Source organism: Niallia taxi (assembly GCF_004005475.1).
Lineage (GTDB): Bacteria > Bacillota > Bacilli > Bacillales > Cytobacillaceae > Niallia > Niallia taxi.
Genome location: NZ_RZTZ01000003.1, coordinates 130,212 through 155,621, shown reverse-complemented (window position 1 = coordinate 155,621; position 25,410 = coordinate 130,212). Strand labels below are relative to the sequence as shown.

The following is a 25,410-nucleotide window of genomic DNA, read 5'->3' as shown; positions in this document are numbered from 1 at the left end:
AGCTAAGAAACAGAATTATTTCATATCGGAGGAATTTTTGTGAGAAGCAATGTTACGATGCGTGACATCGCCAATAAACTTGGTGTCAGCAGTGTGACTGTCTCCAAAGCGCTTAATGATAAAGATGGGGTCAGTGAAGAATTAAAAGAGAAAATAAAATTATTGGCTGAAGAAATGGGCTATCGCTTCAATACACATGCAAAGTCGATTAAGGATGGCCTTTCTTATAATCTTGGAATCGTTATCCCAGAAAGGTTTACAGGTACAACGCAATCCTTTTATCTGCAATTTTATCAAATGCTGACAAAAATCCTTGATGGCTACCACTACTCAGGAATTCTGTACATTTTAGGGCAGGAGGATGAAGACCAGCTTATTCTGCCGCGGATTTATAATGAGAAAAAGGTGGATGGCTTCATTATTTTAGGTCAGATTGGCAATGAATATGTGAAAGAAATTCAGAAAATTGACAGTCCTGTTATTTTCTTAGATTTTTATACAGACCAGAACGAAATTGACTCTGTTTTAACAGACAACTTTTTTGGCGGCTATGAAATTACTAATTATCTGGTGGAAAATGGCCATAAAAAAATTGCCTATGTCGGCAACATCTATGCGACGAGCAGTATACAGGACAGGTTTCTAGGATACTACAAATCACTTTTGGAGCATCGAATCGAGCTGAGGCAGGACTATATTATTTATGACCGTGATGAACGAGGCAAATATATAGACATCGTTTTTCCTGATGATATGCCAACAGCCTTTGTTTGTAATAATGATGAGATTGCTTACAACCTCATTAACAATCTTCAGAAGAATGGCTACCAAGTACCAGAGGATTGCTCAGTAGTTGGGTTCGATAATTCTATTTTTGCGGCTTTAACAGAGCCGCTGCTGACGACTGTTGAAGTGAATATTAAGGAAATGTCCAAGGCTGCTGTGAAGATTATTATGGAAAAGCTTCATAATCCTAATGAAAAATACGGCAGAACACTTATTAACGGAAAAATCATTCATCGGAATTCCGTGAAGAAGCTCAGCTGAAAGAACGAAAGCACCAGTTATTCACTGGTGCTTTTTCCTATGCCTCCACAGATTCGGCTTTCTGGCACTGCAGATAATGGTACAGTGCGCCGATGAGATTGGCATCATTCTTGTATTGGCATTGTTCGATAACTGGTCTAACCTTTGCAGCCATCACCGATTCCAGCAGAATATCGAGTTTTTTGTAGATTTGTTCAATTAAATCCTCCCGATTGCTGATGGCTCCGCCAATAATGATTTTTTCCGGATCGTACACATACTGGATATTATAAATGCCTTGTGCAAGACGGAGATAAAATGCATCAATTTCCTCCAAGCAAATAGTATCTCCTTCCTCGGCAGCCTGAAAGATTTTTTTTCCGTTCAGCTCCTTTGGATCAATGCCTTTTCTTTTGGCGACTTTTTTGACTAAAGCGCCTGTTGCAGCAAGCTGGCTCCATGTTTGAAAGGCGGGCTTGCCGTCTTCCTCTACTACTTGCATCACCATATAGCCAATTTCGCCGCCATGAAGATTGGCTCCTTTATGAATGCGGCGATCCTTGATGACAGCTCCGCCGATTCCTGTGCCGATGATAGTGAACAGCACATTTTCATTTGTTTTGGCAGCACCCTTCCATACCTCACCTAAAGCGGCGCAATTTGCGTCATTTTCCAGCTCAACAGGAAGATTTGTCGCAGTACCGAAAATTTCCTTGAAGTTTGGTCCATGAATAAAGGGCAGTGCACTTGAACCGCCAATAATACCTGTTTCACTTTCCACTCCGCCTGGGCAGCTGAAGGCAATTCCTGCAACTTGATGTTTTATTTTGTTTTCCAATACGGTTTGTACAATGCTTTCTTGGAATATAGTAAACTCGGTTTCGGAAACGGGCAGCTCACCCTTTTCGATGAAATCGCCATTTTCTGTCATGACAGCGAACTTTATCATGCTGCCTCCTACGTCAAACACCATATAATTCTTCATGTGTTGACCTCCTTTTATTGTAAGAATTCAAATTTTTAGGCTTCTGTCACGATAAACAGCCGAGACGAATAATCTCCAGCTCTTTCCCGCTGCCAATACTCCGAGGCACGGTCTGTATAATCCTCTGAAAGCAGTATGCCTATATTCATCAGTTCATCGCCGTAATGCTTTGTGTCTTTGCCTTCAATTGCATATCGTTTATCGGGATCTAAGCCTGTCAGCTTAATGCGGTTATAACGCTCATTCGGCTTTGCGAGAACTTTATAATATCCAACTATCGCTTTTTTCTTATCACGAGCTACAACCATCCAGGATACTTCGTTTGAGTCAAATGGTGACAACAGGCGATAGAATGTCCCTTTCTGGATGAAGTCCCTATGCTCCTTCATGAAGGCAGTCTGCAGCATTACTTTTTCCTGCTCCTCCTTTGTCAGCTTCGTAATATCGAGCTCATATCCGAATGTTCCAAAGTAAGCGACATTTGCTCGTGTTTCCATCGGTGTTATCCTTTCCACCTGATGGTTAGGCACTGTGGAAACATGGCTGCCAATAGAGGAAAGCGGGTAGACAAGACTTGTTCCGTATTGAATTTTCAAGCGCTCAACTGCGTCAGTATTATCGCTTGCCCATGCTTGCGGAGCATAATAAAGCATGCCAGGATCAAAGCGGGCACCTCCGCCAGCGCATGATTCAAACAGCATTTCCGGATATTTTGCCAACAGCTTCTCGTATAAGCTGTAAACACCAAGTATATAACGGTGACTCAACTCACCTTGTTGATCAATTGGAAGGCTTGAAGAATAGGTTTCTGTCATGTATCTGTTCATATCCCATTTAATATAGCTGATGTTAGAATCCTCGATGATAGTATCCATGAGCTGAAAAATATGCTCGACGACTTCCTTTCTGCTGAAATCGAGAATGAACTGATTTCGCCCGTGTGAAGGCGTGCGATTTGGTGTAGCGATTATCCAGTCAGGATGCTCCTTAAAAAGGGCTGTATCCTTACATACCATTTCAGGTTCAAACCATAAACCAAATTTCATGCCAATCTTGTTGATTTTTTCTGCCAATCCTTTAATCCCATTTGGAAGCTTTGCTTCATTAGCGAACCAGTCGCCGAGAGAAGAGGTGTCATCATTCCTGTTCCCGAACCAGCCATCATCGAGGACAAACAGCTCAATACCAAGACTTTGTGCCGTTTTTGCAATGGAGAGGATTTTTTCCTCATTGAAATTAAAATAGGTCGCTTCCCAATTGTTAATAAGAATGGGTCTCGCTCTGTCGCGCCAATAGCCTCTTGCCAGCCGCTCCCGATATAATTCATGAAATGTTTGACTCATTCCATTCAAGCCCTCATGTGTGTATACCATAATGCATTCAGGTGTTTGAAACACCTCACCAGGCTTGAGCTTCCATCTGAATTGAAACGGGTTAATTCCCATCATTACACGAGAGACGCCATATGTATCTACCTCTGCTTGTGCAAGAAAATTGCCGCTGTATACAAGACTGAAGCCATACACCTCTCCAGTATGTTCTGTTCCGTTATAGCGCCTTAATGCTAAAAAAGGGTTATGGGCATGACTGCTTGCACCCCTTGAGCTGTATACAGATTGGATGCCTTTTGTTAAAGGCTGTACCTCCATATGTGCTTCCCGTGCCCATGCACCTGCAAGATGAATCATTTCAAATTGATCATCAGGTAAATCGACAGATGCACTCATGGCATTATCCAGAAAGAACGGAGAGTCAGATTCATTGATAAATCTGGCGTTTCTGCAAATGACATTACGGTCACGAAAGATGGTGTAGCTGAGTACAAGCGTTGCACGGAGAACTTCATCTGTTAGTGTTATTTCCAGTGTATCAGCTTCTTCCGATTGCTCTGTATATACGGCAGGGAGATTATCGAGTGCAGGTTTGCCCTTTAACAGCTTGTAGTCTTTGTACTGGAAATTTGTTATGGTGCTGCCAATTTTGTCGGTAATCATATGTGCTGGCTGTCTGTAATCTGTAGTTCCAAAGCTTGGGTATTCCTGCTTAATATGCTCAAGGGAAGACGTATGGTCATGCTCAAACAGATTGCAGGAGGGTCTTATTTCTCTTTCAATTAAGTGCGTAAACGATTCACGATGTGTTAGTTTTTTGCCGTAATAAAGATGTTCCAGCTGGTTTGATTTCTCTAAGACTCTAAAAATATAGCTGACGTTATTGTTGCATAAATGGAATTCCTTTGTTTCTTGATTTACATAGATTGTCATCAGTAAGTACACCTCACTCTATTATATGAAAACCCTTACAAGATTATATATTTGATTTTAACAATTATAAATAGGGATGACAATAAGTATTTAAATTAAATTAAGTAATCGGTAATCTTTAAAAATGTAAATGTAACTTAATGAATAGGAGTATATTTTATTCAGTAATTATAGACTTTTATAGATTGGGTAATATTGAGTGCTTTTATTTAGTACGAGGGTTATCTAGACTATTTTAAGTAATTTTATATTTTGTTACTTAAAATAAATTAAAAAAATTAAGTAAAATACTTTAAAAAATTATTGAAAAATTCAAGTACAGCAGTTAATATGAAATTGTAGTTGAAAAGGCTTACATAACTTTATTTGTAAGTTAAAACAGAAGTAATATACATGATGGATTTAAATAAGCAGAAATCAAATGTGTGGAAGGGAGCGTGAAGGAAGCAGGTTACATAGCAATAAATGATTTTATCAAATGGAAGGTGACGCAAATGAATAAATCGAGGACTTTATTGTTTTACTTATTTATTTTGCCTTGGCTGATTGGCTTTGTTGTCTTTACTGCAGGTCCAATGGTGTACTCTTTATATATGTCCTTCACAGACTATTCAGGGCTGGGAGCAGCAAATTGGGTTGGATTAGAAAATTATAAAAAGCTGTTCACAGAAGATCCACTGTTTTGGCAGTCATTATGGAACACCTTCTTTTATACGATTGTTGGAGTTCCTCTTGGTCTCGTTGTTGGATACATGCTTGCTGTATTGCTGAACACAAAGGTACGATTTATGGGCTTGTTCCGCACAATCTTTTACTTACCTTCGCTTGTACCGACAGTTGCCAGCTCACTTCTTTGGATTTTAATTTTTCAGCCGGATTTTGGAATTGCCAATAGTATTCTCTCCTTCTTTCATTTGCCGACATCAAATTGGCTTTTAAGTGAAGGCATGGTTAAGCCTACTTTGATTATTATGAGCCTTTGGGGAGCAGGTGGCGGAATGGTTATCTATCTGGCAGGACTCCAGAGTGTACCAGCGTCCCTTTATGAAGCAGCTGAACTGGATGGTGCGGGGAAGTTCCATAAGTTCTGGAATATCACCATTCCGATGACTTCAAATGTTATTTTCTTTAACCTCATTATGGGACTAATCGGTTCCTTTCAGATTTTCACACAGGCATATGTTGTCAGCAGCGGTAATGGCGGACCGAATTATAAGTCGCTGTTTTATGTATTTTACTTATACCAGGATGCCTTTAAATTCTTTAAAATGGGCTATGCATCAGCGCTTGCCTGGATCTTGTTCATCATCATTCTTATTTTCACACTGATTCAGTTTAAAGTGTTTGGGAAAAAAGTGTATTACGAATACGATGAGTAAGGAGAGGAGGAGTCAATTATGGAAGTATCACCTGTTAAGACGGCAGCTTCTGTTAAGGCGAAAAAACCTCGCAGTTTAAAGAAAGGCAGAAGATTAGAAAAGGGATTCACTTACTTTTTGCTGATTGCTCTTTCCATTCTGTTTTTATTTCCTTTTCTATGGCTGATTGGAACATCTGTTAAGCCTGAAAATGAAGCGATGGCATTCCCGCCTACTTTACTGCCGAAGAATTGGGATTTGGCTAACTATAAGGAAGTCTTTACGCTTGTGGATTTTGGGCAGTATTATTTGAACTCTGTGATTGTTACTGTTTGTGTAGTGATTGGCACAGTCGTTTCTTCTACTCTTGTTGCATATGGGTTTGCGCGAATTAAAGGAAAAGGAAGGAATTTCTGGTTTGTGCTTTTGCTTGGCACCATGATGCTGCCGCCTCAAGTCACAATGATTCCTGTCTATATGATCTTTTCTAAACTAGGGTGGGTTAACACCTTCCTGCCGTTAATTGTTCCTTCTTTCTTTGGTAGCGCTTACTTCATCTTTTTATTAAGACAATTCTTCAAAACAATACCGAAGGAGCTGGAGGAAAGTGCCTATTTAGATGGCTGTGGAGCATTCGGTATCTTTTGGAGAATTATTATTCCGTTATCAGTTCCTTCTATTATTACAGTGGCTTTGTTGAGTTTTATGTGGACATGGAATGATTTTCTTAATCCATTAATCTACTTAAATGATGATTCCAAATATACGCTCGCATTAGGAATTCTGCAGTTTAAGGGTGCTTTGTTAATCCAGTGGGGTCCGATGATGGCAGCAAGTGTATTTATCATCTTACCACTTATCATTATCTTTTTTGTTGGCCAAAAGTACTTCGTCCAAGGAATTGCTACAACAGGCGGAAAGGGTTAATTGCGTTGGTTTCACTTAGATGAATGGCATTGCCGTTTATCTGTTTATCCATACACAAACATTACCTGGGGGGTAAAAGCATGAGGAAGAAAAAAGGGTTAGGTGGTTTGCTGTTCACTGTTGTATTGGCACTATCTTTGATTTTGACAGGCTGTTCTGGCTCAGATTCTGAGTCCGCAAGCGGCGAATCAGGAGATGTGACGCTGCGCATTCTTGTTTGGAACAATAATCCAGAAGGCACGAAGCTGGAAGGTGATATTTTCAAGGAGTTTGAAAAGGAGAATCCTGGAATTAAAGTGAAGCAAGTATATGCACCATATGATAAGTTCAATGATAAATTCTTGACGATGTCTGCTGGTGGGGATCAGCCAGATTTAGTATGGCTGCAGCCGTCTGCATTCGGTCAATTTGTCAGCAAGGGCGTATTGATGGACCTGTCTGATAAAGAAATCAAGGAAGATGAATATATGCCAAATGTGCTTTCACTTGGGCAAGTGGATGGAAAGCAATATGCGCTTATTCGTGATGCTTCAGCCTTTATGCTTGGATACAACAAGGATATGTTCGATGCTGCAGGTGTTGAATATCCAAAGGATGACTGGACATGGGCTGACTTTCTTGCAGCAGCACAAAAGCTGACAGTAGAGAAAAACGGCAAAACAGTCCAATTCGGAATGGAAAACTTTTATACTAATGAACTGCTTGTAGAAAATGGCGGAGGATTTGTCAGTCAGGATGGCAAAGAAGTAATTATTGACTCACCTGAATCAATTGAAGCCATTAAATTTGGTGCAGACCTGATTAATAAATACCATGTACAGCCAACTACTGCTCAAAGTCAAGGGCTATCGAATATGTTCCTTGCAGGTCAAGCAGCGATGAAAATGATGGGTCCATGGGATTGGTCTGATACAGCGAAGAATGCAACCTTCAAATGGGATGTTGTGCCATTGCCTGCAGGAAAAGCAGGAAACGTAGCAGCAGCATCTTATCTTCCAATTGGAATTGGAAGCGGAACAAAGCATCCTGATGAGGCTTATAAGCTTCTGCAATTCCTGTCTACTGGGAAGGGTCAAGACCTGCAAGTAGATACTATTTCAGCGGTCCCTGTAGTAAAAAGGAATGAAGATAAAATTGAAACAATGGCAAATGCACCTGAAAACGCAAAAGCATTGTCTACAATTCTTGCAGAAGGAAGAACCGTTATGAATGCTCCTTATATCCCGGAATATGCAGAGATAGTGAGCAAAATCCAGCCTGTTATTGACAATATCAATCTTAATGGCAGCAAGGATGCAGAAAAACAGTTAAAAGAAGTAGCAGACCAAATTCGCAAGGAATTTGGCTTGAAATAGCAATCAATAGGCTGTCTGAAAAATGCATGGACTATATGGTTTTTTACCATTTGGTCGGCCTGGTTTCAGGCAGCCTTTTTTTATTAGGGGGTATTACTATGAATAAAAGCCGTTTTATAGACAGTAAATTCTTTTCCTTTATGGACATTTCATACCGTCTTGTCAGGGCAAGTCTATTATTCTGGCTGTATTTAGGAAAGGGATTTTTTATTGGCGGGCTTGTTTATTCAGCCTGTACGCTGATTGAGGTTATTGATGAAATTTTCGCAGGGAATGGCACATCTGTGCGCAAGCTGTTTCAAGAAATCAGCCCAAAATATACGAAGAAAAAAAGGCTGTCTGCCATCATTATTTGTATCTTTATTTATATCGGAACTTTTATCATCCTGCCTTTTCCTGCAACAATTAATCCTTATATCACATCTGTCATTAAATTTGTGTGCATTTATGCCTTTATGCTGGCCATTATCTTTTTTACGTATATGGTTTGGAATTTAGTACATCTTGATTTACCGGCAAAAAGGACAGCAATGGTCAGTCTGTTTCTCCTAGCTAAGCAGATTTTTCGGTCGTTCCTGATGCTCGCAGCCATTCTTGTTGTTTTTCAGTTAATCAAGCTTAACTTCCTATTTTTCGTATTTTTTGCACCTGCCATTTACGGCGCATGTGTCAGATTTATTTTTACGTTCAAAACCAAGAAACAGAAGGAAGAGGCAGCAGTATAAAGCTGTATTATTTCTGGAGCAATCGGTCTATTAAAAAAATGATAGATTTTATGAACAGGACATACATAGAAAGGAACTAATGCTAATAAGATTATTCGGTAGCATAATCTTAGATAATCGAAAAGTATATGGAAGGAGAGTAAAGTGACGAAAGTAAGCAAAAGAATACAGCAATGGAAGGGAGTCGGCTAGATGCATAGTCTGCGATGGATATGGGGGTTCTTACATACTTATCGTGCAAGAATAGCAATTGGCCTGTTTTGTGCAGTTATTGTATCTGCTTTAAATGTGCTTAATCCGTATTTGGCTGGGAGGATGGTTGATGATGTCATGTACGGCAAGCAGATGAATCTGCTGTGGCCGATACTTGGAATCATGATTGCAGGTACATTTTTACGAACAATCATCCGCTATACGTATCAAATGATTTTTGAAAATGTATCCCAGAATGTCATTTACAACATTAGAGAGCAGCTATATGACCGTTTGCACAGGCTGGATTTCAGCTTTTATGATCGCACAAAAACAGGAGATATTATGGCAAGGATGACAGGAGATATGGAGGCTGTCAGACATTTTACGGCATGGACGATCTACATGATTTTTGAAAACGCAACCATCATGCTGTTTGCGATTGGCTTCATGTTTTATATTCATCCTCCATTGGCGCTGACATTATTGATTGTAACACCAATCATTGGTTTTTTCGCTTTCCGCCTTACAAAGGATGTGCGGCCAACCTTTACAGAAATCCGTAACCAATTTGCGAAATTAAACTCTGTCGTTCAGGAAAACATTAGTGGAAACCGTGTTGTTAAAGCATTTGCAAAAGAGGATTATGAAATCGCGAAGTTTTCGATTGCTAATGAAGGCTTTAAAGAAAAGAATTTAAAGTCGTCAAAGATTTGGGAAAAATATTTGCCGATTTTGGACTCTCTTGCAGGTGTGCTGACAGTGCTGATGATTTTTGCAGGAGGAGTTATGGTTATAAATGGTTCACTTACATTTGGAGAACTAGTTATGTTTAATTCCTTCATATGGGCACTTAGCAACCCGATGAAAATGGCCGGATGGCTTTTAAATGATGTGCAGCGTTTTATTGCATCAGCAGAAAAAGTCGAGGATCTTCTTAAGACAGTCCCGAAAATTGCCAGCCACGATAATGTTGTACCGATAGGTGAATATAAAGGGATTGTGGAGTTTGACAAGGTTTCCTTCAGCTATGGAGAAGAGCCTGTGTTAAAGGATATTAGCTTTAAAGTGAAGCCGGGGCAGACGCTGGCGATTATTGGTCCAACAGGTGCCGGAAAATCAACCTTAGTCAATTTACTTAGCCGGTTTTATGACACCACAAGCGGAGAGGTAAGAATTGATGGAAGAAATGTGAAGGACTGGGAGCTGCAGGAGCTTCGTAAAGGAATGGCGATGGTCATGCAGGATATCTTCCTGTTTTCGGATACAATCGAGGGCAATATAGCCTATGGTAATCCTCATACCTCCATTGATTCCATTAAGTTTGCTGCAAAAATGGCGGATGCGCATGATTTTATTAGTGATTTACCAGAGGGCTATGAAACGATTGTTGGGGAAAGAGGTGTCGGCCTTTCTGGAGGGCAAAGGCAGCGGATCGCCCTTGCAAGAGCCATATTGAAAGACCCGTCGATTTTGATTTTGGATGATACGACCTCAAGTCTTGATATGGAAACAGAGAATCGTATTCAAAAGACGCTGAAATCTATTCAAAAGAACAAAACGTCCTTTATTATTGCCCACAGAATTTCCTCTGTTAAGGATGCAGACCAAATTCTTGTGATGAATAATGGAGCGATAATCGAGCGGGGCACACATGAGGACCTGCTGCGGAAGAAAGGTTATTACTTTAATGTTTATAAGAATCAATATGGAAACTTTGAAGAAAAGCACAGGGATGAGGATGTGATTTAATGGCACGAAATAAGTTCGATGTTGATGAGGATTTAGAGACGCCATTTAGTTTTATTCATCTTAAGCGCTTGTTTGGTTATGTTAAGCCGTACAAGAAAAAAATCATGCTGACGATACTCATCATGCTTGTCGCAAGCGGAGCAAATCTGATTGGACCCTATCTTATTAAACAAGCGATTGACAAGGAAATACCAGCTGGCAATGTTGGTGGGCTTTCACTGCTTGCAGGCATCTATTTGGGTGCTCTCATTATAACGGGGATTTGTATGAAATACCGGATTAGAATGATGGCTGAAATTGGTCAAAATGTCATAAAGACAATTCGAAAGGACTTGTTTACACATATTCAATCATTGTCCTTTTCCTTTTATGACAACCGCCCACATGGAAAAATTTTAGTGCGGGTCGTTAATTATGTGAACTCACTTAGTGATTTGCTGTCAAATGGGCTTATCAACTTGATTACAGATATATTCAGCTTAACTGTCATCATTGGATTCATGTTTGCCATAGATGTACGTTTGGCGATTTATGCCATGATTGGATTCCCGCTTTTAGCGATTGTTATCTTTTTTATTAAAAATGCGCAGCGTAAGGCATGGCAGGACTTGAGTAATAAACAGTCCAATATGAATGCATATATACATGAAAGCATCAATGGCATGAAGGTAACACAAGCATTTGCGAGGGAAGAAGAAAACAAGAAAATTTTTGAGGATGTGTCAAAGGGCTATAAAAAATCATGGTTAAAAGCAGTCTATATCCAGTTTCTTCTTTGGCCATCCATTGAAAATATTTCTGTTCTGACCGTTTCCTTTATATATGTGGCCGGAATTTCAATGATTGGGCAAGGCGTGACAGTTGGTGCTTTAGTAGCCTTTGTCGGTTATATATGGATGTTTTGGACACCAATTTCCAATATCGGCAACTTCTATAATGCGATTATAAATGCGATGGCTTATCTCGAGCGAATTTTTGAAATGATGGATGAAAAGCCGACAGTGCTCGATAATCCGCGAGGAAAAGCACTGCACGATATTAAAGGAAAGGTAGAGTTTGACCATGTGGAGTTTGGTTATGAAGCTGGCGAAAAAGTATTAAAAAATATTCATTTCACTGCAGAACCAGGAGAAACAATAGCTCTTGTTGGTGCAACTGGGTCTGGCAAAACGTCAATTGTTAACTTGATCAGCCGTTTTTATGACTTGAATGGCGGCAAAATAAAGATGGATGGGGTTGATATAAAGACAGTCACGATTCCCTCACTTAGAAGACAGATGGGTATTATGCTCCAAGATCCGTTTATCTTTTCAGGAACAATTATGGATAATATTCGTTATGGCCGCCTTGATGCGAGTGATGAGGAAGTGGTTGAAGCAGCAAAAGCAGTTCAGGCCCATTCCTTTATTATGACATTACAGGATGGCTATGAAACAGAAGTGAATGAAAGAGGAACAAGGCTTTCAGCAGGACAAAGACAGCTCATTTCCTTTGCTAGAGCACTCTTGGCAGATCCAAGAATTTTGGTTTTAGATGAAGCGACATCATCAATCGATACAGAAACAGAGCTGGCCCTTCAAAAAGGCTTAAGTACTTTGCTTGCAGGAAGGACGTCCTTTATCATCGCACACCGTCTGTCCACCATTCAAAGCGCCTCAAGGATTTTATTTATTGAAAAAGGCGAAATTGCTGAAGAGGGGTCCCATGATGAGCTGATGACAAGGAAAGGTCAATATTGGAATTTATATACATCTCAGCATTCATCATTGGAAGTAAGTTGACGATTTTTGTCGTTAAAAGTATAATCTAATTTTTATAAAGTATAGACATTTAAACGCTAGCCTTTATAATATAATTGTAAGCGTTTCTAATTAGGAGATTAAAACTTGGGAGAAGCTGCTGAAAATGAATTTAGCAGTTTCTCTACTAGCTGTGCGCATGACTAAAAAAATCTAATAGGTTGGGTGATTAGAAATGAAGTACAGAAGACTAGGAAACTCTGGCTTGAAAGTAAGCGAAATCGGATTGGGCAGCTGGCTCACATATGGAAGTGCAGTCGAAAAGGAGAAATCTATTTCCTGTATCCATAGGGCATATGATCTTGGCATCAACTTCTTTGATACAGCAAATGCTTATAATAAAGGCGCTGCTGAAACCGTCCTGAAAGAAGCACTGCAAGATTATACCCGTTCCAGTTATGTGCTTGCAACAAAGGTCTTCTTTCCGATGGGAGCTGGACCAAATGACAGAGGGCTGTCCAGAAAGCATATTATTGAACAATGCGAAGCAAGTCTGAAGAGATTAGGTGTAGACTATATCGATTTGTATCAATTTCATCGCTATGATCATGAAACGCCTGTGGAGGAAAGCTTAAGAGCATTAGATGATTTAATTGCACAAGGAAAAGTTCTCTATGGCGGTGTCAGTGAATGGTCGGCTGCTCAGCTGACAGATGCTGTACATATTGCTAAAGAGAAAAATTTAAGGCCGCTTATCTCTAATCAGCCAATCTATAATATGATGGTCCGTTATATAGAAAAGGAAGTAATCCCTGTCAGTGAAAAGGAAGGAATTGGCCAGGTTGTGTTTTCACCTCTTGCCCAAGGAATATTAACAGGGAAATACAAACCGAATGAGCAGATTCCTGCCAAAAGTCGTGCTGCAAATGATGACACAAATAAATGGATTACTAGTTATTTAAATGATGAAGTGCTAACAAGGGTTCAAAGGCTGTCTGATATTGCCAGTGGATTGGAAGTGGAGCTATCACAGCTTGCATTAGCTTGGGTGCTTCGTCAGCCGAATGTCAGCTCCGCGATTATTGGGGCAAGCAGGCCAGAACAAGTCGAAGAAAATGTGAAAGCATCTGGATTGGAAATTCCGGCTTCTGCATTGGATGAAGTGGAAGCAGTGCTGAAGGAAATAAATGATTTTGTGCCAATTTGGTAGATTAACAGTGATTATCTAAAAATAAAAATAGAGGAGAGATTAATATGACGAAAACATCTGTTATTCCAGAAGGTTTTTTATGGGGTGGTGCAGTGACAAGCTTCCAGACAGAAGGTGCATGGGACGAGGGCGGCAAAGGCCCTTCGATTGTTGATGCAAGACCTGTTAAGGAAGGGCAGTCTGATTGGAAGACAGCAGTTGACTTCTACCATCGCTATAAGGAAGATATTGCTCTCTTTAAGGAAATGGGCTTTAACGCATATCGTACAAGCATTTCCTGGTCAAGAATTTTCCCTGATGGCGAAGGGGAGCCGAATGAGGAGGGCTTGCAGTTTTATGATGACTTATTTGATGAAATGCTTGCTAACGGCATCCAGCCTGTCATCACTCTGTATCATTTTGATCTTCCGCTTCAGCTTGCCAAAAAATACAACGGATTCGCATCACGGAAGGTTGTTGACTTGTTTGACAAATATGCACGCACAGTTTTTGCCCGTTATGGGGAAAAGGTCAAATATTGGCTTACATTTAATGAACAAAATCTCGTTTTAACAAATCTACAATATTGGGGCGTCTCAACTGACGAAGCGGACAATGAAGAGGCATTGCGATATCAAGTAACACATAATTCCTTTATTGCACATGCAAAAGCAGTTAAAGCACTGCATGAACTTGTGCCAGGTGGACAAATGGCAGGAATGGTCACATATATGACAACATATCCGAACAGCTGTCTTCCAGAAGACGTAATTGCTAACATGAAAGCAAAGGAACTGCTTGTTGATTTCTATCTTGATGTGTTTGCAAACGGTGAATATCCAAGCTATGTGACTAGCAATTTGCAACGCAAAGGAATCATGCCGCATTTCGAAGAAGGCGATGCAGAGCTTCTTAAAGAAAATACCGTCGATTATATTAGCATCAGCTATTATCAAAGCCAGACGGTCAGCAGTGAAAAGGTTAAAGAAGATGCAATTATTTCCGGCATCACACCTAACCCGAATCTAAAGGCAAATGAATGGGGCTGGGCAATCGATCCAATCGGCCTAAGAGTTAGTCTTAAGGATATGTATGCTAGATACCGACTGCCTATCTTTATCACAGAAAATGGAATTGGTGTAAGAGAAGAACTGAACGAAAACAATACAGTAGAAGATGATTACCGCATCGACTACTTAAGAAATCATATTAACCAGGTTAAGCTTGCAATGGAAGAAGGCGTTGAAGTATTCGGTTACTTAACATGGGGATCAACAGATTTAATCAGCTCAGGCGGACAATTCGAAAAGCGCTATGGCTTTATCTATGTTAATAGAGGTGAGTCAGACTTAAGAGACCTAAAACGCTATAAAAAGAAAAGCTTTAACTGGTACAAACAAGTCATCGCAACAAACGGCGAAAATCTTGAAGAATCTGAAACCGTTACATTACCATAACAAAGTTGACGAATGGCTGGAGGAATAGTTGGACAGTAATAAGGAAGGATAAAATTTACTGTAATTTTAGCTAGTACTATCTAAAAAGGAATGTTGATCAACTCTGAAGCGGCTCGCACCGGAGTGCGGCATCCTCCAGTCCACATAATAGAAACTGATTCGTTTGTCTACAGTCTAAGATGGCCATTTAGTGGCCATCTTTTTAAAAAAACACTGGGATAGCTAACATTTTCATACCAATAAATTTATAATATAACTATCTATTTTTTAAGGTGGTTCCATCATGAACAAGTACGAAGCAATCTCAGCAGAAATGAAAAAGAGAATTAAAGAGTCCCACTATGCATTTGATCAGCCAATTCCAGATGAAATATCACTCTCAAAAGAATTCTCCTGCAGCAGGATGACAATGAAAAGAGCACTTGACACATTAGTCTTGGAAGGCCTTCTATACCGGAAAAGAGGACACGGTACATTCATTGTTAAATCAGCCATACAGGACAGCAGAGTTAATGTATTGAGCAATGAAGTAACAGGCCTGTCCAGACTGATGGAAGGACAGCAAGTATCAAGCAAGGTAATTAAGTTTGAAGTAGGCTTTCCATCAGAAGATGTTGCGGAACATCTCGCTATCGACTCGAAAACACCAGTTTACTACTTAATCCGTTTAAGGCTTGTCAACGATGAGCCATACGTAATGGAAATAACCTATATGCCGACAACCATTATTACTGGGATTACTGATGAAGTACTGGACGGATCTATTTATGAACATATCACGAAAAGATTAGGTCTCACAATTGCTGGCTCACATCGGAAAATAAGAGCATGTAAATCAAATGAACTGGACCAAGCCCATTTAGTGTGTTTGGCAGACGACCCGATTCTGGAAGTGGAGCATGTAGGATTCTTAAATAATGGTGTTCCATTTGAATATTCCTTTTCGAGACACCGCTATGATAAGTTTGAGGTAACAACAGTAAACATAAAACGCTAAATGAACATTTTTTTTGCTACAAAGGCTCTGGATGCTTCCGAGCTTTTTTTGTTTTTTTTTTTGAAAATACCTATTTACATTAACGTTGCGTAAACGTTTAAGATGAACATGTCAGGAGGGAAAAACAGTGGAATACACGATTCGAAAATTAAGCCAAACGGCTGGAGTTAGTACAAGAACATTAAGGTATTACGATGAAATCGGTCTGCTTAAGCCGGCAAGAGTCAATTCATCTGGCTATCGGTTATATGGAAGCAAAGAGGTGGAATTGCTGCAGCAAATATTGTTTTATCGTGAACTGGACGTTAGTCTCGAGGAAATTAAAAAAATTATTTCTGCGCCCTCCTTTGATGTGAAGGGGGCATTAGAGGAGCATCGGGCAAAACTCCTGGCAAAACGAAATCGTTTAGACATGCTGATTGAGAATGTCGATAAAACGATAGAAAATACGGATGGGAGAACAATGATGAGCGATAAAGAAAGATTTGAAGGCTTTAAGAAAAGCATGGTAGAGGAAAACGAAAGACAATACGGGGAAGAACTGCGCCAAAAGTATGACAAGGAGACAATTGACCAGTCTAATCAGAAAGTGCTGCAGATGACAGAAGCGGACTATAATGAAGTAGAAAGGCTTGGGCAAGAAGTGCTAGAAAATTTGAAGGAAGCAATGAAAACAGGTGATCCAGGGAGTACCGCTGCTCAAAAAACAGCAGAACTCCATAAGCGTTGGCTCGGGTACTATTGGAATTCTTACAGCAAGGAAGCACATGCAGGTCTTGCTAGAATGTACGTTGACGATGAGCGTTTTGCTGTCTATTACGATAAAGTGGAACAAGGTGGCGCTGTTTTCTTAAGAGATGCTATTCTTAGCTATACAGGCATGGAGTTATAGCGTTAAGTGAATAAACCCAAGAAAAAAAGACCAGAGTGATGACAAGGCCGTCCATCTGGTCTTTTTATGTTTCCTCTTTTGTTAAATAAGAAGCCAGGCTCAACCAATTATCTTCAACAAGCTTAGTAAGCTCCTGCTGCTTCCCATTACGGATGCTATCAATAATTTCATTATGCTGACGGATGGAGGAAAGTCCATCAAGCTTATTGAATTTAAGCAGCTCCAGTCTCCGTATTTTCGGCAGGAGACGCTCCAAGGACATCTCGATTTCCGGATTATTGGAGGCATGCAGTAGCACGGCGTGAAATTGATCGTCTTTTTTGATTGCTTCATACTTATTCTCATCTAAAATTGCTTTTTCGAATTCTTGATTAATGCCAACAAGCTCATCACAGTGTGCCTCTGTTAAGAAGGGCATGGCAAGCCTTGCTGCAAGTGCATTTAAAGATGCCACGACTGTAAAAGCATGCTTCGCCTGCTCAATGTCAATGAGGCTCACCTTCGTTTCTGAACCAGGAGAAGATATGACTAATCCCTCATCCTCCAATCTTTTCAATGCTTCTCTTACTGGTGTCCTGCTTACCCCAAATTGTTCAGCAAGGAGCTTGTCACTGATCTTTTCACCAGGGGCAAGTTCAAGGTGGATAACGGCTTGCTTTAGCTGTTGATATACTTGATCTCTTAACGAAATTCGGCTGATTTGAGAAATGTTTTTCATAGCAATAATATATCATATTCTTTGAGTTAGAACATAATAGGACTGGGTACTTAGTGGAAATCAGTGCAAATTCGTTTACAAATATACCTCGCGGGGGTATAATATACATATAAAGGGGATAGGGAGGGCTTTTATTGGAGTCAGAGACTAATAAGTCCATGCAAGAGGAAGCTTGCCATACACATGTGCGTAAAAGTCATCATTCAGATACAGTCAAAAAGAATTTGACGACAAGACTAAACAGGATTGAAGGACAAATCCGCGGAATTAAAGGATTAATTGATAAGGACACTTACTGTGATGATGTAATCACACAAATTGCTGCCACTCAATCAGCATTAAACAGTGTCGCAAAAATACTGCTTGAGGGACATCTTAAAACCTGTATAGTTGATCGTATTCAAGAAGGGGATACAGAAGCTGTGGACGAGGTATTAGTCACCATTCAAAAGTTAATGAAAAAATAGGAGGAAGCAATCATGGAAAAAACTACATTAAAAGTTGCTGGAATGTCATGCGGCCATTGTGTTAAAGCTGTTGAAGGAAGCGTTGGAGAATTAAAAGGCGTTTCTGCTGTTAAAGTAAATTTGGAGCAAGGACAAGTGGATGTTGAATTTAACGATAAAGAAGTTAGCTTGGCGACGATTAAGGAAACAATCGATGACCAAGGCTATGACGTCCAATAAGGCATTTTTAACTGATCGTTTCTTTAGTATATAGATGTGCTTTTTAAGAAGCACATTTTATTTTCCTTTTAAATATACCCCTCATAGGTATAAGGAGTGAGTAAAATGAGCAAAGAAGCATTAACAGCAGAAAAGTCGAAAACATTAAAGGAGCAGCAATATCAAATCACTGGGATGACATGTGCTGCTTGTGCTAATCGAATTGAAAAGGGCTTGGCAAGGCTGGCTGGTGTGGAAGAGGCAAATGTGAACTTAGCGCTAGAAAAAGCAGTTGTCCGATTTAATGCAGAAACAATTACAGCAAACGATATTCAACAGAAGGTTGAAAACCTCGGCTATGGCGTTGTGGAGGAAAAAGCAGTGCTTGCTATCAGCGGTATGACATGTGCTGCTTGTGCTACAAGAATTGAAAAAGGCTTAAATAAGCTGGAAGGAGTCCATGAGGCAGCGGTAAACCTTGCCTTAGAAAAGGGGACTATCTCCTATAATCCTGCCGTAACAGGCACTGCTGACATGATAGCAAAAATCAAGAAGCTGGGATACAGTGCAAATCTGCAAACAGACGAAAATGAAAAGGAAGTTCTTGATTATCGAGAGCAAGCAAGAAAAAAACAGCAGCTTAAATTCACAATTTCCCTGCTGCTGTCATTACCATTACTATGGGCAATGGCCGGTCACTTTCAATTTACTTCGTTTTTGTATGTACCAGAGGCATTTATGAATCCATGGGTACAATTATTGCTCGCGACACCTGTTCAATTTATTATTGGTTTTCAATTTTATGAAGGAGCTTATAAAGCATTAAAGAATTTTAGTGCAAATATGGATGTCCTTGTAGCATTAGGAACATCCGCTGCCTATTTTTACAGTGTATATTTAACTTTCAAAAGTTTAGGTGGGCATGGTCATATAGATGGACTATATTTTGAAACAAGCTCTGTATTGATAACGTTAATTCTTTTGGGAAAACTATTCGAAGCAAGAGCAAAAGGAAAATCGTCAGAGGCAATTAAAAAGCTGATGGGACTTCAGCCGAAAACAGCAATCGTTGAAAGAGAAAATAACGAGGCTGAAATTTCCCTTGAAGAAGTGGTAATCGGCGATATCATTCATGTTAAGCCAGGTGAACGGATTCCAGTAGACGGGGAAATAATATCTGGTCAAACAGCAGTAGATGAATCCATGCTGACAGGAGAGAGCATTCCGGTAGACAAAAACCTTGGAGATGCAGTGTTTGGCGCTACGATAAATAAGCAGGGATTCATTAAAATACGAGCAGGAAAGGTCGGCAAGGATACAGCATTGGCGCAAATCATAAAGGCTGTGGAAGCGGCTCAAGGCTCAAAAGCCCCAATACAGCGACTTGCGGATAGGATCTCAGGCATTTTCGTGCCGATTGTTGTTGGTATTGCTGTATTGACGTTTATTACATGGTATTTTTTCATCAGTCCTGGAGATTTTGCTGCAAGTCTTGAAAAGCTAATAGCGGTGCTTGTCATTGCGTGTCCGTGTGCATTAGGGCTTGCAACACCTACCTCTATAATGGCTGGATCTGGAAGAGCAGCAGAGTTCGGTATTTTATTTAAAGGTGGAGAGCATCTGGAAAACACCCATCGGATTGATACAATTCTTTTGGACAAAACAGGAACAATCACAAATGGTATGCCTGTATTGACAGATGTTTTATCTGTAATTGATCGAAACACATTCCTAGCTTACGTTGCTTCTGCTGAGAAGCAGTCCGAACATCCACTTGCAGCAGCAATCGTGGAAGGCTCAATAGCTGAGAATATACAGCTCGAATCAGCAGAGAAATTTGAAGCAATTCCTGGCTATGGAATAAAAGCAATCGTCAAAGGCGAAACAGTTCTTGTCGGAACAAGAAGGTTGATGGAACTGCATCAAATTGATACAGGCTATCACCTGCAGGATATGGAGGATTTGGAGAAGCAGGGAAAAACGGCGATGCTTGTAAGTATTGCTAACAAATATGCAGGGATTATTGCTGTTGCAGATACGATTAAAGATACCTCTAAGCAAGCAATGAAACGGCTGCATGAGCTTGGACTCGAAACAGTAATGATTACTGGAGATAATTTGGCAACAGCCAGGGCTATTGCAGATCAAGCCGGTATAGACCGAGTAATTGCTGAAGTTCTTCCAGAGCAAAAAGCAGAGGAAGTCAAAAAGCTTCAGCAGCAAGGCAAAAAAGTCGCAATGGTGGGGGATGGCATCAATGATGCTCCTGCACTTGCACTAGCTGACATTGGGATGGCAATAGGCACAGGCACAGATGTTGCAATGGAGGCGGCTGATGTTACTTTAATCAGAGGTGATTTAAATAGTATTGCGGACAGCATTCTTATGAGCAGGAAAACAATCCGTAATATAAAGCAAAATTTATTTTGGGCATTTGCCTACAATGTTCTTGGCATCCCGATTGCAGCAGCGGGACTGCTGGCACCTTGGCTTGCAGGTGCTGCAATGGCGTTTAGCTCTGTATCCGTTGTTCTTAATGCATTGCGTTTACAGAAGATGAAACTGTAGTGAATTTGCTTGTATTTGTTCATAATATGGCCTGCTTTATCTCATACTAACACTGCACGACAAATTATTAGTATGGGAGGAAAAAACATGGCGAAGGACAAAAAGACAGAAACTAACAACCAATGGGCTTCTGCTAATGCAGAGGTTACAGGCAAAAAACAAGAAAAAACAGCAACAGATAACCAATGGACGTCCGCTAACAAAAAATCAATAGAATAGCAAAAAAAGAATGCAAGGGCTGTGTTAGCCATTGCATTCTTTTTTTTGCTTATTGCTGTTGTAATGCAGTTAATCTTTCGATATCATCTGGATCACCGAAAATACGGGAACCTGTATCAAGCTGATCAATTGCTTGCATATCTTCATCTGTCAAAGCAAAGTCGAACAGATTTGCATTTTCAATGATGCGGTGCTCATGAATAGATTTTGGAATAATAATTGTATCTCTTTGAAGATGCCATCTCAACATTACTTGAGCAGTAGTTTTACCGTATTTTTCACCGATAGTCTGCAATGTTGGATTTTCAAAAAGATTCTCTCTTCCTTGAGCCATTGGTGCCCAAGCTTCATGAGCAATCCCATGCTGTTCCATATATTCACGTAATTCTTTTTGGTGGAATAAAGGATGTGTTTCAATCTGATTCAGCATTGGTGTAATTCTTGCTGTTTCCTTCAGCTTTTCTAAATGATGGATTTGGAAGTTGCATACACCGATTGCCTTCACAAGACCTTCTTCATATAAATCCTCCATTGCCCGCCATGTTTCTGCATAGTTTGGAGCAGCCCAGTGAATAAGGTATAAATCAAGATAATCAAGCTGCATTTCCTCCAAGGAACGATGTAGCGCCTGTTTTGTCTCTTCGTAGCCAAAGTCGCTCACCCAAACTTTCGTTGTGATGAATAACTCCTCACGAGGTACATCAACAGCCTTAAGAGCATTGCCAACAAAGCTTTCGTTTTCATAGCGTGTTGCTGTGTCAATGGAACGATAACCGTTTTTTATGGCAGCCTTTACCGCATTTTCACACTCAGCCGGATCCTTAACAAGAAAGACACCTAAGCCTAAATAAGGAATTTCAATACCATTGCGAAGTTTCTTTGTACTACCTAATGTTAATGACAATCTTCTCAGCTCCTCTAAGGTTTTATATTTCTTCCAGAAAAGGATTAAAGCCCTTTCATATGTAGACATACTTAAAGAGTAAAGCTTGTACCATTTTTTTTCAATGAATATGTTTTAAGTTGACGATGAAAAAAATGTCTATGGCTCAAAAAAGGGACTATTATGCTAACAATTGCTTAGACAGCTAAAAAGCCCTCAACAAAAAATGTTAAGGGCGAAAGCTTGAATTATTATTTAACTTCTTCAGGAACAGCTAAACCAAGTCCTTCTGCAATGCGAGTTCCGTATTCAGGATCTGCTTTGTAGAAATGGCCGATTTGGCGAAGCTTAATTTCTTCTAATGCAACTGGCTTCATTGCACCAACGATGTTTTCTACCAATCTAGCACGCTCTTCTTCAGAGAGTAGACGGTATAGGTCACCAGCTTGTGTGTAGTGATCATTGTGATCATATGCAACACTGTCAGCTACGCCTGAAACTGCGAATGCAGAGGTTTTGTCTTCAGGAGATTCCTTTGGACCACTGAAGCTGTTTGGCTCGTAATAAACAGAGCCTCCGCCATTGCCGTCAAAGCGCATTTGTCCATCACGTTGATAGTTGTTCACAGGGCTTTGTGGACGGTTGATTGGGAGTGCATTGTGGTTAACACCAACACGGTAGCGATGTGCATCAGCATATGCAAACAGACGGCCTTGAAGCATTTTGTCTGGAGATGCTTCCACACCAGGTACGAATGTTCCAGGTGAGAATGTTGCTTGCTCCACTTCAGCAAAGTAGTTCTCAGGGTTGCGGTTAAGCACCATACGGCCAACCTCGATTAATGGATAGTCTTTTTGAGACCATACTTTTGTTACATCAAATGGATCGAAGCGGTATGTGTTAGCATCTTCAACAGGCATAATTTGAACATACAATGTCCATGCAGGGAAGTCACCAGCTTCAATTGCATTAAATAAGTCTTCTGTATGATAATCTGGATTTTCACCAGCTAATTTTGCTGCAGTATCAACAGCCAGGTTCTTCACGCCTTGCTCTGTTTTAAAGTGATATTTCACCCAAACTGCTTCGCCTTCTTTGTTTACCCATTTAAATGTGTGGCTTCCGAAACCATGCATATGGCGAAGTGTTGCAGGGATACCACGGTCAGACATTAAGATTGATACTTGGTGCAGAGATTCAGGAGAATGAGACCAGAAATCCCAAACTGCTGTAGGGTTTTTCAAATGTGTTTTTGGATCCCTTTTTTGTGTATGGATAAAGTCAGGGAACTTGATTGCATCGCGAATAAAGAATACAGGAGTATTATTACCAACGATATCGTAGTTTCCTTCCTCTGTATAAAACTTAACAGCGAAACCGCGCGGGTCACGAACTGTATCAGCAGAACCTAGCTCACCTGCAACTGTTGAGAAACGGATGAACATTGGCGTTCTTTTGCCTACTTCATTAAGGAAGTTTGCTTTTGTATATTTAGACAAGTCATTTGTTACCTCGAAGTAACCGTGTGCTCCAGCACCTTTTGCATGAACAACGCGCTCAGGAACACGTTCTCTGTTAAAATGAGCTAATTTTTCAAGTAAATGTACATCTTGAATTAGAGTAGGACCACGATCTCCAGCAGTCATAGAGTTTTGGTTGTCTCCTACTGGAGAGCCCCAACTAGTTGTTAATTTGTTGTTTGACATGCAATCACCTCATAATTTATTTGTTCTTTATCTTATGTACTTTATAATATCATCTATAATTAAAAAATCAATACTATTTTATAATTATTATAAATAACTTTTTTAAATGGTTAATAGAATAAAAGGCCATATCCTTTATAAAAGAGTAGAGGAAAGGCTTCCATGGGAGTATCACGGAATAATTTCTTTCTAGTAAAGGAGAAAATTACATAATGAATGAGAAATAGGCTGTTTATTTAATACTCTTCCAACAACCATCCTATGCATGATAGTGGTAGAATATTCGCAAGATTAAACTAGGATTAGCCATATAATTATTTTATAATGAGTAATAGAATTGGACGGAACATCTAAAACTGTCACGATTAATATAGGGGGCTTCACCTTGGAAAACAAACGAGTACCATTAAGGGAAAAGAGCATCGTGTTTATTGGCTTTATGGGCGTTGGTAAAACGAGTATTGGAAAGCTTGTTGCTAAAAGGCTATATCGCGATTTTCTAGACGTGGATCATGTAATTGAAGAAGAGTACGGCATGCCTGTTTCAAAGATTTTTGAGCAGGTTGGAGAAAAGGCTTTTCGTGAAAAGGAAAAGGAAGTAGTAACAGAGCTGAGTGCAAGAAAGCTTCTTGTGCTGTCACTAGGCGGAGGCTCCTTTTTACAGGAGGAAATAAAAAATGCTTGTCTTGAAAATTGTATTGTCATTCATTTAGATCTCTCTTGGGAATCATGGAAGGATAGAATCAGCTTAATTATTGACAGCAGACCTGTCTTGAAGGGGAAATCGCTTGAGGATATGGAAGAGCTGTATCATAAAAGAAAAGAAATTTATGCAGACCATCATTCAAAGGTTGATACAGATAGCAAAGATATGGAAGAGGTTGCAGACTATATTGTGGATTCCTTAAAATATGCATGGGATTTATACGAGCCAAGATAAGTAATAAAGGTCACAACAGAAAAATAGGGGTGCTTAAATGGTTCAGCCATTAATAATAAGAGATATTGCAATAGGAGAGGGAATTCCGAAAATATGTGCTTCCTTAATTGGAGAGACAGCAAGCCAGTTGAAGGAAGAAGCACATGTTTTGATTACGGAAAGCGTCGATGTAATCGAATGGCGTGTCGATTTTTTTGAAAAAGCGGATGATAAAAGTGAAGTGCTTCAAACATTAGCAAGTATCAGAAGCTGGATTGGCAATATTCCTCTTGTCTTCACATTTAGAAGCAAGAAGGAAGGCGGAGAGAAAGAGCTTGAAAGGGAAGCGTATATCGCCCTTAATAAGGCAGCAGCGATGTCAGGCTATGCTGATATTATTGATGTGGAGCTTTTTAACAGAGAAGCAGATGTGAAAGAGCTTGTTGAGTTTGCACATGCCCATAAGGCTGCTGTTATTGTGTCTAATCATGATTTTGATAAAACACCGGCAAAGGAAGAAATCATTTCTCGGCTCCGTAAAGCGCAGGAACTTGGCGGAGACCTTCCGAAGATTGCGCTCATGCCACAAAGTATGGCAGATGTGATTACATTGCTGGATGCAGTCCAAACGATGAAGGAGCAATATGCAGACAGACCAATTATTGCCATGTCAATGGGAGGACAAGGCTCTGTCAGCCGCATTGCCGGCGAAGCCTTTGGCTCTGCGCTGACATTTGGTGCGGCAAAAAAAGCCTCTGCTCCTGGCCAAATACCAATTAAAAACTTGAAAACAGTATTAACGATATTACATGAGAGCTTATGAAAAACAAAAGGAGATCCAAGCAGGATTCTCCTTTTTACTATACAAAAAAAG

22 protein-coding genes are annotated in these 25,410 nt (G+C 40.0%); 17 read left to right on the top strand and 5 right to left on the bottom strand.

The window, feature by feature from the left end:
- Positions 1 to 39 precede the first annotated feature (39 nt).
- Positions 40 to 1,047, top strand: a complete 1,008-nt coding sequence (locus tag EM808_RS10120; RefSeq protein WP_127738093.1) for a LacI family DNA-binding transcriptional regulator — start codon at positions 40 to 42, stop codon at positions 1,045 to 1,047.
- Between the two features lie 37 nt (positions 1,048 to 1,084).
- Here EM808_RS10120 and EM808_RS10115 read toward each other — a convergent pair whose 3' ends face one another.
- Together EM808_RS10115 and EM808_RS10110 are read right to left on the bottom strand one after the other, a co-directional pair.
- Positions 1,085 to 2,011 (bottom strand): ROK family protein, encoded by a 927-nt coding sequence (locus EM808_RS10115; RefSeq protein WP_127738092.1) that lies wholly within the window; start codon positions 2,009 to 2,011, stop codon positions 1,085 to 1,087.
- A 35-nt stretch (positions 2,012 to 2,046) separates the two neighbouring features.
- On the bottom strand, positions 2,047 to 4,275 hold the full coding sequence (locus EM808_RS10110; protein WP_127738091.1) for an alpha-galactosidase: 2,229 nt from the start codon (positions 4,273 to 4,275) through the stop codon (positions 2,047 to 2,049).
- 494 nt (positions 4,276 to 4,769) lie between these two features.
- Between EM808_RS10110 and EM808_RS10105 the strand changes: the two genes are divergently transcribed.
- The 10 genes from EM808_RS10105 (at position 4,770) to EM808_RS10060 (ending at position 16,858) form a co-directional block, all read left to right on the top strand.
- Complete coding sequence (locus EM808_RS10105; RefSeq protein ID WP_127738090.1) at positions 4,770 to 5,654, top strand: carbohydrate ABC transporter permease; 885 nt, start codon at positions 4,770 to 4,772, stop codon at positions 5,652 to 5,654.
- An 18-nt stretch (positions 5,655 to 5,672) separates the two neighbouring features.
- Positions 5,673 to 6,560 (top strand): carbohydrate ABC transporter permease, encoded by an 888-nt coding sequence (locus EM808_RS10100; protein ID WP_127738089.1) that lies wholly within the window; start codon positions 5,673 to 5,675, stop codon positions 6,558 to 6,560.
- Positions 6,561 to 6,640: 80 nt separating this feature from the next.
- On the top strand, positions 6,641 to 7,915 hold the full coding sequence (locus EM808_RS10095; RefSeq protein ID WP_164849621.1) for an ABC transporter substrate-binding protein: 1,275 nt from the start codon (positions 6,641 to 6,643) through the stop codon (positions 7,913 to 7,915).
- Between the two features lie 98 nt (positions 7,916 to 8,013).
- Positions 8,014 to 8,640: a hypothetical protein gene (locus EM808_RS10090; protein WP_127738087.1), complete on the top strand. Its 627-nt coding sequence runs from the start codon at positions 8,014 to 8,016 to the stop codon at positions 8,638 to 8,640.
- A gap of 192 nt (positions 8,641 to 8,832) precedes the next feature.
- Complete coding sequence (locus EM808_RS10085; protein ID WP_127738086.1) at positions 8,833 to 10,584, top strand: ABC transporter ATP-binding protein; 1,752 nt, start codon at positions 8,833 to 8,835, stop codon at positions 10,582 to 10,584.
- Positions 10,584 to 12,365: an ABC transporter ATP-binding protein gene (locus EM808_RS10080; protein WP_127738085.1), complete on the top strand. Its 1,782-nt coding sequence runs from the start codon at positions 10,584 to 10,586 to the stop codon at positions 12,363 to 12,365. Before EM808_RS10085 ends, EM808_RS10080 begins: the two co-directional genes overlap by 1 nt.
- Before the next feature lie 193 nt (positions 12,366 to 12,558).
- Positions 12,559 to 13,533: an aldo/keto reductase family protein gene (locus EM808_RS10075; RefSeq protein WP_127738084.1), complete on the top strand. Its 975-nt coding sequence runs from the start codon at positions 12,559 to 12,561 to the stop codon at positions 13,531 to 13,533.
- Between the two features lie 38 nt (positions 13,534 to 13,571).
- Positions 13,572 to 14,969: a glycoside hydrolase family 1 protein gene (locus tag EM808_RS10070; RefSeq protein WP_285095250.1), complete on the top strand. Its 1,398-nt coding sequence runs from the start codon at positions 13,572 to 13,574 to the stop codon at positions 14,967 to 14,969.
- Between the two features lie 283 nt (positions 14,970 to 15,252).
- On the top strand, positions 15,253 to 15,966 hold the full coding sequence (locus EM808_RS10065) for a GntR family transcriptional regulator (protein WP_127738082.1): 714 nt from the start codon (positions 15,253 to 15,255) through the stop codon (positions 15,964 to 15,966).
- A gap of 127 nt (positions 15,967 to 16,093) precedes the next feature.
- The gene (locus tag EM808_RS10060; protein WP_127738081.1) at positions 16,094 to 16,858 is read left to right on the top strand and encodes a MerR family transcriptional regulator; all 765 of its coding nucleotides are present in this window, start codon (positions 16,094 to 16,096) and stop codon (positions 16,856 to 16,858) included.
- A 64-nt stretch (positions 16,859 to 16,922) separates the two neighbouring features.
- Here EM808_RS10060 and EM808_RS10055 read toward each other — a convergent pair whose 3' ends face one another.
- Positions 16,923 to 17,576, bottom strand: a complete 654-nt coding sequence (locus EM808_RS10055; protein WP_127738080.1) for a GntR family transcriptional regulator — start codon at positions 17,574 to 17,576, stop codon at positions 16,923 to 16,925.
- 158 nt (positions 17,577 to 17,734) lie between these two features.
- Here EM808_RS10055 and EM808_RS10050 point away from each other — a divergent pair, with 158 nt between their 5' ends.
- From EM808_RS10050 to EM808_RS29495, 4 genes are all read left to right on the top strand, one after another.
- Positions 17,735 to 18,043 carry a metal-sensitive transcriptional regulator gene (locus EM808_RS10050; protein ID WP_127738348.1) on the top strand — a complete coding sequence of 103 codons (309 nt, stop codon included), beginning with the start codon at positions 17,735 to 17,737 and terminating at the stop codon, positions 18,041 to 18,043.
- Positions 18,044 to 18,055: 12 nt separating this feature from the next.
- Positions 18,056 to 18,262 (top strand): copper chaperone CopZ, encoded by a 207-nt coding sequence (copZ, locus tag EM808_RS10045; RefSeq protein WP_127738079.1) that lies wholly within the window; start codon positions 18,056 to 18,058, stop codon positions 18,260 to 18,262.
- A 105-nt stretch (positions 18,263 to 18,367) separates the two neighbouring features.
- Positions 18,368 to 20,809 carry a heavy metal translocating P-type ATPase gene (locus tag EM808_RS10040; protein WP_127738078.1) on the top strand — a complete coding sequence of 814 codons (2,442 nt, stop codon included), beginning with the start codon at positions 18,368 to 18,370 and terminating at the stop codon, positions 20,807 to 20,809.
- An 87-nt stretch (positions 20,810 to 20,896) separates the two neighbouring features.
- Positions 20,897 to 21,028 carry a hypothetical protein gene (locus tag EM808_RS29495; RefSeq protein WP_263642186.1) on the top strand — a complete coding sequence of 44 codons (132 nt, stop codon included), beginning with the start codon at positions 20,897 to 20,899 and terminating at the stop codon, positions 21,026 to 21,028.
- Between the two features lie 49 nt (positions 21,029 to 21,077).
- On the opposite strand, the gene EM808_RS10035 is transcribed toward EM808_RS29495, so the two are convergent.
- The gene (locus EM808_RS10035) at positions 21,078 to 21,932 is read right to left on the bottom strand and encodes an aldo/keto reductase (protein WP_127738077.1); all 855 of its coding nucleotides are present in this window, start codon (positions 21,930 to 21,932) and stop codon (positions 21,078 to 21,080) included.
- Between the two features lie 230 nt (positions 21,933 to 22,162).
- Complete coding sequence (gene katA, locus EM808_RS10030; protein ID WP_127738076.1) at positions 22,163 to 23,617, bottom strand: catalase KatA; 1,455 nt, start codon at positions 23,615 to 23,617, stop codon at positions 22,163 to 22,165.
- A 439-nt stretch (positions 23,618 to 24,056) separates the two neighbouring features.
- On the opposite strand from katA, the gene EM808_RS10025 reads away from it, so the two are divergent.
- Both EM808_RS10025 and aroD read left to right on the top strand, forming a co-directional pair.
- Positions 24,057 to 24,557 (top strand): shikimate kinase, encoded by a 501-nt coding sequence (locus tag EM808_RS10025; protein ID WP_396898672.1) that lies wholly within the window; start codon positions 24,057 to 24,059, stop codon positions 24,555 to 24,557.
- 37 nt (positions 24,558 to 24,594) lie between these two features.
- Positions 24,595 to 25,359, top strand: coding sequence for a type I 3-dehydroquinate dehydratase (gene aroD / locus EM808_RS10020; RefSeq protein WP_127738074.1), 765 nt, complete (start codon positions 24,595 to 24,597; stop codon positions 25,357 to 25,359).
- Positions 25,360 to 25,410 lie beyond the last annotated feature (51 nt).